Origin of the sequence: Dictyobacter aurantiacus, assembly GCF_003967515.1 — a bacterium.
GTDB lineage: Bacteria > Chloroflexota > Ktedonobacteria > Ktedonobacterales > Ktedonobacteraceae > Dictyobacter > Dictyobacter aurantiacus.
Genome location: NZ_BIFQ01000001.1, coordinates 1,338,026 through 1,352,229, shown reverse-complemented (window position 1 = coordinate 1,352,229; position 14,204 = coordinate 1,338,026). Strand labels below are relative to the sequence as shown.

Sequence of the window (14,204 nt, the reverse complement as noted above, 5' to 3'; positions counted from 1 at the left end):
AGTGAGAAGATCGCAGCCAAAGAATGTGTATTACGTTGCGTTTTTCTCGGTATCGGTGTATTATAGCCTAAAGTTCCAGCAACTGCCTAGTGGGCAGTGCGCACAAATCGAGAGCTACTGAAGTACGGGAGAGAAGCGCGTTGTCCAAACAACTCCGGCTCGATGTCGCACAGCTAACAGACGTTGGCCGTAAACGTCCCCATAACGAAGATAATATGGCCTATGTCATTCCAAGAGACAGCCAGGTTATGGCCAAAAAAGGTGCGCTTTTTATTGTAGCTGATGGCATGGGGGGACATGCAGCAGGGGAAGTGGCGAGCGAAATCGCTGTAGACACAGTGAGCAACGTCTATTACCAAGATGAGGCTGATGATATCCCTCTCTCATTGATGAATGCGATTAAAAGAGCAAATGCGTTAATTCATCAACGGGCAGCAGAAAATATGATGCGTAGTGGTATGGGAACCACCTGTGTAGCCGCCGTGCTACGCGGGGGGGTAGCTTATATCGCGAATGTGGGGGATAGTCGTGCATATATGGTACGCCATGGTCAGGCGAAACAGATCTCGCAGGACCATTCCTGGGTAGAAGAACAGGTACGTGCGGGCTTACTGACGAAGGATCAGGCTCGTTCGCATGCGCAGCGCAATGTGATCACACGTGCCCTGGGCACGCAGGCTGAGGTTGAGGTGGATGTCTTCACAGAGCTTCTGGAGGATGGCGATACCTTTGTTCTTTGTTCCGACGGGCTTTCGGGTCCAGTCGGTGAAGAAGATCTGCGGGCGATTGTCAATCAATATATGCCGCAAGAGAGCGTGTACCACCTGGTTGAGCGGGCCAATGAGAATGGTGGAGCTGATAATATTACCGCCATCGTCGTACGAGTCATGGAGGCGGGTGACGATGTGCCTGCTGCTCTCCAGCATCCTGTCCATGTGGGTGGTGGTAACCATGTCGCGGACGAAAGTACCGCCGTACTGGGCCGGGTGCCTTCATCGTCGCTTGGGGTTTCTACACCGCCACGAGTTGAAGATGGCCGTATCAACAGCCGCCCTTTGCCGCCGCCTGTTGAACCTGCATTTATTTCTTCAAAAGGGTACACTGCGCCTCATGCCGCAGTGAATGTGCCCAGGCGCAAGCGCAATCGGCTATTACTGCCAACGATCGTGGTCGCGGTCCTCTTGTTAGTGGCCCTGGCGGGAGCGGGTGCGTGGTATTTCTTAAAGCCCTCGGCGGTTCAGACTACGTTAAATAATGCCGACGCCTTAATTTCACAGGCAAAGTCGAAAATATCTTCGCAGCCAGACCAGGCCCTATCCAACCTCACGCAGGCCCAGCAAGAGTTACGCAGCCTGAAGGGCGCCTCGCTCAATCCACAACAAAGTGATCAACTGACATCTCTGCAAAATAACTTGACTTCTGAGTTTAAGACGGCTCTGACGAATTATAATCAGCGGTCCCTGGCGGTGGGTTTGCCGTGTGTCAATCAGGCTCCGGTGACGCTAAATGCGAGTGGAGCAGACATACAGACGAGTTCTCTGGCTACCTTGCAGACCGATAAAGATCATACGATAAATTATGTTCTGGGTCTGGATGGCGCTGTCTACCAGGTCAATGACCAGCATACCCTGCAAAAAGTGTCATTGGGCAACGACAAGATTATCCTGCTGACCAGTGATAATCAGTATCTTTACACCCTGACCTCCGCCCAGCCGAGCGCCAATTATCACTTGCACGCCTACAAATGGCAGAATAACAAGCTGACCGAGAAAGTGAATAATGGCACCGCCATCAAGCCCGAGATGATTACCAATCAGACGCCACTGCTTTTGACGGCCTGGGCCGGTGAGGTGTATGTTATTCTGGCGTCCAGCCAGGCTAATCAAAATCAGGCCACGCTTTTGAACTATAACGTGGATAAGCTCGATAAAGACCCGGCTACAACACAGATCTCTATTTCTGCCGGACTGGTGAGCGCGGCTGCCCTACCAAATGGACAACTCTTTTTCTTACATAGCGATGGGAAAATCGCCAGCCTGCAGGCTAATAGCCCCAAAGCTTTGGAGGCGGGAGTGCTGGTTCAGCAAACGGTGAATACGCCCTGGTTCCAGGATGCGCAGAGCTTTAATGTTGCCACTCCGGTGGCGACCCCGACGGCGCCGATCAGCAAATTCCTGAGCATTCCACCGCCAACAGCGCAGACACGGCAGTCGCTGCTCTCGGTCGGCATGGTTAATAATACGGCACATCTCTTTGTGGTGGATAACACAAATCATCGTGTATTAAACTTTGTGGTCAAAGCGCCCAATAGTGTGGTGGCCGCAGCCACCCCCACGGCCTCCGCTACCGCTAATAGTAGGGGTGGTGGGGTAATCGCGCCGGATAGTAACCTGCCGAGCGCCAGTTTAGAGCAGCAATACGTATCGTCAACGCTTGTCTCTGATGTCAAAGGAACCGCGTTTGATGCACGCGCCAATCATATCAATCTGCTGGCGGCCGCTCCCAATTCCGCGGCGACCAATCAGATTGCCATAGATGTCTCTTCAACCACAGCCTGCCGTCCAAATCCGTAAAGGATTGACGACTGTGCCACAATAGAGAGAAAGCAATCTTTTCACTGCTGTTAACTTACGGGTGCAGCAGTGATTTTTAGTCAGAAGTACGTGGCGGCTGGTGTGGGTATTGATTAATCCCCCTCCTTACGAGTGAGCGCGTAAGCCGCTTTATGCGGTGCGTGCTGTGCCTTGCTTCTGTAACATGTTAAAGGAGTGATACTCACGTGGGTTTTGAGGTGCAATACCGTACGCATACGTGCGGCGAATTAACTGCGTCTTCAGTCGGCCAGGAAGTCAAGTTGGCGGGTTGGGTCAACCGACGCCGCGACCATGGCGGACTCATTTTCTTAGATATTCGTGACCGCTATGGGATGACTCAGGTTGTCTGCGATCCCGAGAAGTCAGCCGAGGCCCATAAAGTAGCGACCGAGCTGCGCTCTGAATATGTTGTACAGGTAAGCGGTAAAGTTGTACGGCGCCTGCCTGGAACCGAAAATCCACAGCTAAGCACAGGTGAGATTGAGATTGCCGCGGAGCATATACAGATTCTGAATCCTGCTCGCACGACTCCTTTCCCTATCAGTGATACTGTCCAGGCTGATGAGATGCTGCGGATGAAATATCGCTATCTGGATCTGCGCCGTCCCCGCATGCGCGAGAATATCGTTCTGCGGCACCGTGTTGTGAAAGAGATGCGCGATTATCTGGATGAGCGCGGATTTGTCGAGGTTGAGACGCCCATTTTGATGAAGAGTACCCCTGAAGGCGCTCGCGACTACCTGGTCCCCAGTCGTCTCTATTCCGGGGAGTTTTATGCGCTGCCCCAATCGCCCCAGCAGTTAAAGCAGTTGTTGATGGTTGGTGGGCTGGATCGCTATTTCCAGATAGCGCGTTGTTTCCGCGATGAAGATCAACGTGCCGATCGCCAGCCGGAATTTACGCAGCTTGACCTGGAGATGTCGTTTGTCTCTGAAGAAGATGTCATGTCTTTGATTGAGGATCTGTTGATCCGCTTGATCGAGACCACCACCAAAAAGCGTATCAAGCAGCGCCCGTTTCCTCGCCTGAGCTATAAAGAGGCGATGGGCCGTTATGGATCGGATCATCCAGATCTGCGCTTTGAATTGCCGCTGGTAGAGATCTCCGACCTGGCTAGCGCGGGCAATTTTGGCGTCTTTAAGAGTGCCCTGGCGGCCAATGGCATCGTGAAGGGTATTCGCGTGCCGGGTGCGGGCGGCTATAGCCGTAAAGAAGTAGACGAACTGACGGAATTTGCACGCACGCTGGGAGCAAAAGGACTGGTCTCGCTGGCCATTAACGCCAGCGGCGATATCAAGTCACCGTTAACCAAATTTATGACGGCGGAAGAGGTGCAGGCTATTATCGATCGCCTGGAGGGCAAAGCTGGAGATCTGCTGCTCTTCGTGGCCGATAGCGCCAAGGTTAGCAACGACGTACTGTTCCGTCTGCGCAGCAAGCTTGCCGAGCGCCTGAACCTGATCGATCCCAATGAGCTCGCCCTCTGCTGGGTTGTTGATTTCCCGCTCTTCCACTACGATGAAGAGCTCAAGCGCTACGATGCCGAGCATAATCCCTTCTCGGGCATGGATGAAGCCGATATCAGCCATCTGGATACTGATCCGCTCGACGTTCGCGCCAGGCAGTATGACATCATCTGCAATGGTTTCGAGATTGGTGGTGGTAGCGTTCGTATCAATGTCGCTGACCTTCAGCACAAAGTCTTCTCACTGATGAATATGACCGATGAGCAGATTAAAGAGCAATTTGGCCATATGCTGGAAGCCTTTGAATATGGAGCTCCGCCTCACGGAGGCATCGCCCTGGGTGTTGACCGCCTGATCATGCTGTTCGCCGATGCCGATAGCATCCGTGACGTGATCGCTTTTCCCAAGACCCAGAGCGCCATGGATCTTCTCATGGGTGCTCCCGCGCCAGTCGAAGACAAACAGCTCAAAGAGCTACACCTGTCCCTGCGTCCCGACGAAAAACGCTAAGCGGATTCTTTTCCCACAGGAGTATAAAACATTGGTGCCAGCAGCGCATTACGCGCTGCTGGCACCAATGTTTTATACTCCTGTGAGTGCCGTAGGCACGTAGTGTCATGGCCGAAGGCACAAATCCCCGGCTTCTGCAAAAATTGTAACCACATCGATAGAAAAGGGTGGTGACCCTGGCCCTACAATGCCAGGATCACCACCCTTTTCTATGTTTTTCTTCATTATTGTATTAGCATTAATGAATATTTATTTGTCTTTTGCTGTTTTTGGAAAAGCTTAACAAGATGCTTTAAAAACTATAAAAACGAAAAGATGCATATTTGCTGCTAACAATTTGGATAGAGTTCTATAATAATTGTAGGTATGCACATACCATAAGCCACAAATCTATTAGAGGTTTCACATCCGGTTGGGAGGATGGAAGGAGAAGAAAATGACATCGATGAATCAGGGTAATCCGAATCGCACAACCTCAGTTCCAAATGGTGTGACAAACACTGTCGGGATGCTCAACAGACAGACCGCCCCTTTGAACAACCCCAGTGTTATTACTCCGAAGTTTGTACCGACATTGACAGAAGAAGATGCTGTTGTACAGGCACGCTTATTAAAAGCGCTGGCCGATCCAACGCGTTTACGTATCCTGAGTTTGTTGAGCCGTCATGAGGGAGAGGTGTGTGTCTTTGAAATCGTGGAGAGCTTTACGCTGGAGCAGCCGACCATCTCTCATCACTTGCGTATCTTAAGAGATGCTGGTCTGGTGGATTGCCGCAAGAAGGGTTTATGGGCGTATTACTATGTGCGTCGCGAGGCCCTCAGTCGGGCGCGCGATGTGATTGACGGGCTTGCATAACCGAGTGCCAGTATAGCAATGCGTGACATCTATGCTATTTGAACGTGTGAATAGCAGTATGTTTTGCAAGCATAAGGGTATTTGCTATAGCTGAATTATGGCATGGCAACACGTCGGTCAGGTTACAGGCGAGCAGGATTGCAATTGTTTTTCCGTTCACTGTTATGATCCGACCTCGTCTCTTTACTTAACATATGTGTCAAGGATGAACCAGGGCGTTTTCCAGGATATTTTTCGCCACCTGATGTTATGGCTATACATGGTCTCTCATTCTGAATGTCTATTGAGGGTTCCAGCGATCTGGAACCCTTTTTGCCGCATGACGATATGGCAGGGAAGGCGCTAATTGATACAGACAGGCAAATTTATGCTCTGGCTGAAAATGTATTGACAAATGCCTGTGGCTCTGATATTATTATTTCCGTCAGTGAGAGACAGTAACAAGGGCTTCTGGTAATCCCCTCGCTTACCTGTCCATCAAGCATACTGATGATAAGTACCCGTAGCTCAGTGGATAGAGCAACAGATTGCGGATCTGTAGGTCGTAGGTTCGACTCCTATCGGGTACGCCACACATAGTGCTTTGCTCTATGTCTCATTCATAGCGCAAAGTTTTTTTATGTGTAAAGGTCTCTGTTCAAACCTTGACGTTTCTATGAGGGTCTGCTATACTCTCTGACAGATGTCGAAAGGCAGTATGTGTACCCGTAGCTCAGTGGATAGAGCAACAGATTGCGGATCTGTAGGTCGTAGGTTCGACTCCTATCGGGTACGCCACACATAGGACTGGTTGCAAAGCCGGTCCTTTTTTTGTGCTTTCTCCCGTAGCTTATTGCCTGTTGCGTTCTATCATGCATCAATTGTGGATCTATAGCCTGGTAGGACTTTTTCCCCTGATTTACGAATCCTCGACTCATAGCTCTGTTAAAAAAACGCATGGTCCCGATATGTATTCATAAGACACTGCGACAGATAGTGACCTCACAAGGAGATAAAGATGGGGAGATACGACAAATATTGCCCGGACGTGCGGCAAGTCATCGCCTTTGCTCGTGAAGAGGCTCAGCGCCTGCGTCATCGCCTGATCGGCTCTGAGCATCTGCTGCTTGGCATATTGAGATTGCAAGACACGCTGATCGAGGGCTTATTTGCGTCTCTACATGTGAGTACCGCGAGCATTACACAGGCGTTAGATTTTGTGATTGGACGCGGCAATAAGGCTATTTTAAGCGAGCCATCCCTCAATGTAGCTGCCCGGGCGACCCTGGCGCGCGCGGAAGAGGTCGCCAGTGAAGGTGAGGAGGGGTTGGTGGGTTTAGAGCATTTGTTTCTAGCTATTCTGGAGGAGCAGAATAGCGTGGCGCTAGGGGTGCTAGAAAGCTTTGGAATCCATCTGGATGTAGCTCGTAATCAGTTTGCCGCTTTAATGAATGGCGGCTACGAACGTCTGCTGCTCTCAACGCATTATCACACCCGTTACGAGGCCACGCCAGTCCTCAACCAGGTCAGCCGGGATCTGACGCTGGCCGCGCTGGAGAATCTCTTAGATCCCTTAATTGGACGCGAGGCTGAGCTTGAGCGCACCATGCAAATCTTATTGCGCCGCACCAAGAACAATCCTGTCTTAATCGGTCCGGCGGGCGTCGGAAAGACCGCGATCGCTGAAGGGCTGGCCCTGCGCATCGTTCAGGGGCGGGTGCCGGATGGTTTGTTAAAGCATCGCATCGTAGCCCTGGATGTGGGCTCGCTGGCGATCGGCACCAAATTTCGTGGCGACCTGGAGGAGCGTCTGAAGCACATCTTGCATGAGATTGCGACGACACCGGGGATTATCCTCGTCATTGATGAATTGCACACACTGGCCCAGGCCGGTGTGGCCGAGGGCTCATTAGATGTGGCCAATCTGTTTAAGCCCATGCTGGCCCGTGGTGAGTTTCAGTGTATTGGCGCTACTACTCTAGATGAGTATCGAAAAAATATCGAGGCCGACGCTGCCCTGGAACGGCGCTTTCAACCTGTGATGGTCGCTGAAACCACGGAGCAGGAGACCCTGAAGATCTTGCAGGGCCTGCGCGCGCGCTATGAGGAATTTCATGGTCTCACGCTCACAGACGATGCCTTACAGGCGGCGGTCAAAATGTCCACACGCTATATCCAGAACCGTTTTCAGCCTGACAAAGCCCTGGATGTCCTGGATGAAGCGGCCGCGCGCGTCTGCGTGCAGCGCTCGTTCTTTCCCGACCAGGTATTGCAATTGCGTGGTGCCCTTAGCGCGGTTCACCATGAAAAGGATTGCGCCATTGCCAGACGCGACTTTCCACGGGCCGCCCATCTCTTGTGCCAGGAGCGTCAGCTACGCCAGACGTTATGGAAGGCTGAACACGACTGGTATGCTTTTAATCAGGAACATGGTATGGTGGTAACGGGGGAGGATATCGCCGACGTAGTCGCGATGTGGACCGGTATCCCGGTAGTGCAGATAGCCGGAGAAGAGCGCTTCCACCTGCTCAATCTTGAGGAGAGCCTGCATAGACGCGTCATTGGACAGCATGAGGCGGTACTGGCCGTGTCCAGGGCCATTCGACGCTCGCGGGCGAACGTGCGCGATTGTCGTCGCCCGATCGGCTCGTTTGTCTTTGTTGGCCCGACCGGTGTTGGCAAGACTGAACTGGCGCGCGCTCTGGCGGCTACCCTCTTTGGCAATGAAGATGCCATGTTAAAGCTGGATATGTCGGAGTTTATGGAGAGCCATCATACCTCACGCCTGGTCAGCGCTCCTCCCGGCTATGTTGGTTATGACCAGGCGGGACAGTTGACCGAAACGGTACGGCGTCGACCCTATAGCGTCGTGCTGTTCGACGAGATTGAAAAAGCTCATCCAAAGGTGCTTGACCTTCTTCTACAGATATTAGAGGACGGTTATTTGACCGATGCACATGGCGTGCGTGTCGATTTTCGGCATACCATCATCATTTTGACCTCAAACATTGGCACTGCCCATGCGCGGCCGGGGAAAATGACCTTTAGCAGTCAGCGCCATGAGCGGGAAGCGCGCCATGAGGAGTACCGGTGTATGCGAGAGCAGATCTTTCAAGGATTGAAAGAGGTGTTCAGACCTGAACTGCTCAATCGCCTTGATGAGACGATTGTCTTTCATCCTCTTGAACCTACCCACCTGCGCGAAATCGTTGATTTAATGATAACGCAGACCCGGCAAAGGATGGCGGCCATCGATATCGAACTGCAGGTTACAGATAGGGCACGCGCCTTCCTGGTTGAGCGTGGTTATGATGCTGAATATGGCGCGCGTCCCCTGCGCCGTACCGTACAACGTCTGCTAGATGATACGCTGGCGGAAGAGCTTCTGCGCGGCTCCTTTTGCGCTGGCGACACCATCCTGGCCGATGTAGTTCACGGAGAGATTATGCTCACAGTACAACCATACAATGCCGCTACCCTGATCACCAGTATCAATGGGCAGGAACACGCGGCCGCATAAATAGTGCGGTGAAGGATTAGTATCAGTGCCCCGGCTGGCTACCAGCGGAAAATGGTATGTTCGGGTGCATGCGCGAGCCAGACATAGGTGCCCCAGGCGATGCGATCGGCGAATTGCTTATAGTCATAAAAATCGTAACATGAGCTAATGTAGACGCGGCGCAGAGGACAACTGATCATGGCCTGCTCAAGGGTTTGCTTGCGCTGTAAGGAGACAAAGCCATGCATCGTAAGCACATCGACGCAGAATAGTACCCGTTTGCTGGCTTGATAGAGCAGGATATCTGGCAGATCAGGTGAAGGAATGGTGCCCAGACTGAACTGTTGAAGCTGGTTCCGTTCCAGAATATCGATCGTGTTGGTTGGATCTTGCAGGCGCAGGATATAAGCGCCAGGAGTATAGCGAGGCGCAAAAAGCTCGATCGTATCGACCAGCAATGAATTATGCCGGTCTGGACCGGGTGAGGCAAAGAAGAAGGCGGCTCCATTTAGCATCTTCAGGGTCGTATTGTGCGTCTGTTGCATATTCACTCCTGTCTGTAAACGAATGAACGGCAGGTTTCTTTATCTTCCTTATAAATAAGATGCCTTTGATTGTGGTGGAAAGCGGAAATCTTTATGCAACCAGCGAAAAGAAGAGCGCGATATGACATCAACTGGCAGCAGGTGAAGATTGAGCTGATATGACCTCTTGACCACAGATGGCATAATCAATATACTTGAGATCGAAGAGTGATGCATACCTGGCTATCATCGTTGGTTAGCGGGTCAGGAACTGCAAGAGAAAGGGATGATGTGAAGCTGATTGCACGCTGGCAGTTCTGGCTGCTGATAGTCCTGGTATTGCTGGGTTGTGGCTTACGCCTGTACGGGCTGAACTGGGATGCTGGCGATAGCTTCCATCCTGATGAACGGCAGATCCTGTTCCATGTGACCTCGCTAGGCTGGCCGACAAGCTGGGCCGAGTTTGTGAATCCCGCGCTCTCTCCCCTCAATCCACAGTTTTTTGCCTATGGATCTTTTCCTATCTACCTGCTGGCTGTCATTGGTCGTGTGCTGGGGTATAATCTGCATGATGCGACAAATTTCTTTCCTCTGACGCTGGTCGGGCGTGTGGTCTCGGCTATCTTTGATAGCGGGACGATATTGGTGACGGCCTGCCTGGCGGGTGTGCTGGCGCGCAAAACGAAGCAGTTGCAATCGCAAGCCTGGTCGGTGGCCTTGCTAGCGGCCGCATTACTGGCCTTTACACCCCTGCACCTGCAGCTCTCCCATTTTTATGCGGTCGATACCCTGCTGGCTTTCTTTGTCGTTCTGACCGTCTTTTTCTGTGTTCTTTGGGTAGATAGTCCACGTCCATTCTTGTGGGCATTGCTGGCCGGGGTATCCTATGGCCTGGCCATGGCTACCAAATTTAGCGCTGCTCCGCTGGTGTTGCCACTTTTGTGCGCGGCCTGGTTGCGCTGGCAACGCTACCGCCGCTTTTTCGATCTGGCCCTGGCTCTATTTGGGGCCGCCATCTTAATGATGGTGGCTTTTTTCGGTACCCAGCCATATGCATTGCTGGATATGCCTGCGTTTATCAAGCAGGTGTCGGATCAAGGAAATCTTGCTCGTGGCACGCTAGATCTGCCATATGTACGACAATTCGCTGGTACCCTGCCTTTTATCTATCAGGGACAGAACCTGCTCCTGTGGGGCATGGGGATTGGTGCTGGCACCAGTGCCCTGATCGGTTGTGGTTGGCTGGCCTGGTTGTTGTGGCGCAACTGGCAAAGCAGCTGGTTGATCGTGCTGCTCTGGGTGCTGGTCTATAGTATTATCGTAGGCAGTTTTTTTGTGAAATTCATGCGCTACCTGTTGCCCGTCTATCCCTTTTTGATTGTGATCGCGTCCGCCTTCGTGATCGTTCTGTCGCAGCGGATACGCTGGTGGAAGTGGCCTGCTCTGGAGCGTATGTCATGGCTCAAGCCCTGTTTGCAGGTTATTATCCTTCTGTTCGTGCTGGGTGGCACAATGTTTCAGGGATTGGCCTTGTTGAATGTGTATAGCGAACCTAATACTCGCATTCAAGCCTCTAATTGGATCTATCAGCATATCGCACCTGGCAGCGTTCTTACCTATGAGCAGTGGGACGATGCCCTGCCTTTTCCTGTTGGCAAACATACTCCCGACGAATATAAGCAGGCGACCTATACGGATGTGAACGGTCAGCCGACAACGGGACTGGATCTGTATGGAGATGACACGCAAGCCAAGGCACAACAACTGGCGAACCTATTGCCCACCGTTGAGGCGATTACGATGCCAACGGATCGGCTGGACAAGTCAATCCCCCGTTCTCCCGGACGCTATCCACTGACCATCCGTTATTATCAGTTGCTCTTTAGCGGACAACTGGGTTTTCACCTGGCTGCGCAGTTCGAGAACCATCCTCACCTGTTTGGTATCACGCTAGATGATAGCAACGCCGACGAAAGTTATTCGGTCTTTGATCATCCCACAGCCCGTATCTTTGTGCGGGATCCTCACTATCCCTACACACCTCAACAATTGCTAGCAAAGCTCACCTCGGGCTTGAGACTACCTGATAAATAATCGAAAAGCAGTACTTTTATCCTTTGATGCTATTCAATCCACTGATGGGCTACGATCATTGTTTTTTAAGTGCTTCAGATATTACCAGTGCTGGCCCTCTTTTATAAGCCTTTACCCACCTATATTTTACCAGCTATTTCGTTATACGCTCGCTCTATGGCTACATATCTATGGTGTTGAAGCACTAGAAATAGGTATCCTTATTTTTCTTGCGCATAGAAAAGACAATTTCCGACTAAAATATCATATTTTTCGCAAGGTGTATCATATACCTGATAAGTTGTTTCTGAGCAGGCTGTCGCTATCAGCTACTATGTCCCGGTCGTAACGCGTAGGTAGCGTTCAGTGTTGTTTTTGACGTGTTGTGGTTGGCGAGATTGGAGGGAAGAAAGTGCCAATATACAAAAGTAAACAAAGGCAATCGGTAGTGGATGTTGAGAAGCAATTAGCTTCGACTCCGATGGAGCAGAAGGAGATGCGGTGGCCCGACTGGCTGGGGGGTGAACAACGCAAACACCTGCTGCCCTTTCTACTGGTTTTTTTGCTGGGGGCTGCGCTACGCTTCTGGCAGCTTGGGATAAAGCCGCTGCACCACGATGAGAGTCTGCATGCCTATTACTCATTGCAACTGCTGCATAATCTGGAGAACTGGAAAAGCTGTTTTGATCAGACGATGGCCTGCTATCATTATGATCCTCTTCTTCATGGACCATTTCAATTTCATATTATTGCCTTTGTCTACCAGTGTTGTCAGTGGCTGGGTCTGCCCGATCATGGCGTAAACACGACCACTGTGCGTATCGCGGCCGCCACCCTGGGAACGGTGTTGGTCGTTCTGCCCTATTTCTTGCGCGATTACCTGGGGAAGATGGGGGCGTGGCTGGCCTGTCTTTTGCTAGCTGTCTCACCCGGCATGGTCTATTACTCCCGCTTTGCCCGCGAAGACATCTACATGGCCTTCTTTACCCTGCTGCTGGTTGTTGCGGCGGGACGGTATATGCGCGATCGGCGTAAAGGCTGGTTTATCACAGGCACGGTCGCTTTTGTGCTTTCGTACGCAACAAAGGAGGCAACGTTTCTCAGCATCGCCATTTTCGGCAGTTTCTTGCTTGTTTTACTGGCCTGGGAGGGTGGCTGTAGGGTTTCTGTGCGTTCCCGCTTTCGACCAGATTCCTTTCTGGGAAGGTACGGGCCCAGGACGGCGGCCCCGCTGTGCGTAGTGGTATTGCTACTGTGTTGTGCGCCACTGGCGATGTGGTGCTTTGGATGGATGAAAGATACCTCGGCGTATATCAATACCTATACGGCCGCCTCTGATGAAATCATCAATAATATCAAACAGCAGACGGTAGTCGTGCTCCCATGGCTGGGTCTGTTGATCTCCCTGTATGTGTTGCTATGCTGGGGGAGAGATCGGCTGCAAAAGAAGTCTGCTCCGGTCCGTAAGGGGTTGGCGGCACGTATAGATCCGCTGAAGCAGCCCACCCTGGACGCGTTGATAACCCTGCCCTGGCAATACTGGTCCAGCGCCCTGGTTGTAGGTGCTCTGATCTTTGTCCTGTTGTTCTCTGTCTTTTTTACCTACCTGGCCAACGGCATTGGAGATGGTATCTGGCAGGGTCTCTATTACTGGTTGCAGCAGCAGCAGGTCGCGCGTGGCAGTCAACCGTGGTATTATTATTTCTTGCTGATTCCTCTTTATGAGCAGATCGGGGTGCTCTTTGGCCTGGTTGGAGTGATTCGTTGCCTGGTTCGTCCGACGCGTTTCCGCCTATTCCTGGTCTACTGGTTTATCGGCAACCTGTTTATCTATACCTGGGCCGGTGAGAAGATGCCCTGGCTGACGATTCACATGATCATGCCCATGCTGCTGTTGGCCGCAATCGGACTGGAGCCTCTGTTCAATCGTTTAAGTGTATTAGTAAAAAGTGGGCAAAACCTTACGCAAAAAGGGCAAAATAGGGTACAATCAAAGAGGGTTATTGCATCATCGATTGGCACCATAGCAGGTGCCCTGGCTACGATTTTCTTATTGATACTGACGTTACAGAATATGTGGCAGGTATCATTTGTGCATTATGCCGATGCTCCACATGAAATGATGATTTATGTACAGACGACCACCGATGTTAACGCGGTCATGAAAAAAATTGACCAGTTGGACGAGAAACTGTATCATGGGCGTCATAAGCTAAGTATTGGAGTCATGCCTGAGGCAAACTGGCCATTTTATTGGTACTTGCGTGATTACCCCAACGTCTGTTATGGTTTCCCTGCAGGTTGCTCGGACGCGAAGCCGGGTGCTATTATTGCCGGTGGCGATTTAAGTAAGGCGCAGGCACAATATAGCACCGGTGATGCTCGGGGCCGCACAGCGGCTTATCTATTTCATCATTATCAGCTACGTACCTGGTGGGATGAAGGGTATAAGCCCAGACCGTGTATTCCTTCTGTAACCGATTCTTGCCAGGGGCAGCCCACGTGGGGTGGCGTCGGTCCATGGCTCTGGTTGAGTTATGGTGATACTCCTCCAGATGGCGCGTTTTTTAACCCCGCTCTGGCATTTAAAAATATATGGGATTGGTGGTGGACACGCAAACCCATTGGAAGTACTACTGGATCAACTGATATGGGACTTTTTATTCGCAGCGATATGGGAATAAATCCATAGGGAGAGAGACG

7 protein-coding genes and 2 tRNA genes are annotated in these 14,204 nt (G+C 51.5%); 8 read left to right on the top strand and 1 reads right to left on the bottom strand.

Annotated elements, in window-relative coordinates; genetic code table 11:
- The first annotated feature begins 140 nt into the window (after positions 1-140).
- The 6 genes from KTT_RS05460 to KTT_RS05435 all read left to right on the top strand — a co-directional run bounded on the left by KTT_RS05460 (position 141) and on the right by KTT_RS05435 (position 8,925).
- Positions 141-2,573 (top strand): Stp1/IreP family PP2C-type Ser/Thr phosphatase, encoded by a 2,433-nt coding sequence (locus KTT_RS05460; protein WP_126595017.1) that lies wholly within the window; start codon positions 141-143, stop codon positions 2,571-2,573.
- A 206-nt stretch (positions 2,574-2,779) separates the two neighbouring features.
- Positions 2,780-4,570: an aspartate--tRNA ligase gene (aspS, locus tag KTT_RS05455; RefSeq protein ID WP_126595016.1), complete on the top strand. Its 1,791-nt coding sequence runs from the start codon at positions 2,780-2,782 to the stop codon at positions 4,568-4,570.
- Positions 4,571-5,006: 436 nt separating this feature from the next.
- Positions 5,007-5,426: an ArsR/SmtB family transcription factor gene (locus KTT_RS05450; RefSeq protein ID WP_218030836.1), complete on the top strand. Its 420-nt coding sequence runs from the start codon at positions 5,007-5,009 to the stop codon at positions 5,424-5,426.
- Between the two features lie 496 nt (positions 5,427-5,922).
- Positions 5,923-5,998: transfer RNA gene (locus tag KTT_RS05445), tRNA-Arg, on the top strand.
- 129 nt (positions 5,999-6,127) lie between these two features.
- Positions 6,128-6,203, top strand: a tRNA-Arg gene (locus KTT_RS05440).
- Positions 6,204-6,423: 220 nt separating this feature from the next.
- Positions 6,424-8,925, top strand: coding sequence for an ATP-dependent Clp protease ATP-binding subunit (locus KTT_RS05435; protein WP_126595015.1), 2,502 nt, complete (start codon positions 6,424-6,426; stop codon positions 8,923-8,925).
- Between the two features lie 38 nt (positions 8,926-8,963).
- Here KTT_RS05435 and KTT_RS05430 read toward each other — a convergent pair whose 3' ends face one another.
- A complete protein-coding gene (locus KTT_RS05430; protein ID WP_126595014.1) occupies positions 8,964-9,449 on the bottom strand; it encodes a BsuBI/PstI family type II restriction endonuclease in 486 nt (161 codons plus the stop codon).
- Between the two features lie 270 nt (positions 9,450-9,719).
- Between KTT_RS05430 and KTT_RS05425 the strand changes: the two genes are divergently transcribed.
- Both KTT_RS05425 and KTT_RS05420 read left to right on the top strand, forming a co-directional pair.
- Positions 9,720-11,522, top strand: coding sequence for a glycosyltransferase family 39 protein (locus KTT_RS05425; RefSeq protein ID WP_160145660.1), 1,803 nt, complete (start codon positions 9,720-9,722; stop codon positions 11,520-11,522).
- 427 nt (positions 11,523-11,949) lie between these two features.
- Positions 11,950-14,193: a flippase activity-associated protein Agl23 gene (locus KTT_RS05420; RefSeq protein ID WP_126595012.1), complete on the top strand. Its 2,244-nt coding sequence runs from the start codon at positions 11,950-11,952 to the stop codon at positions 14,191-14,193.
- Positions 14,194-14,204 lie beyond the last annotated feature (11 nt).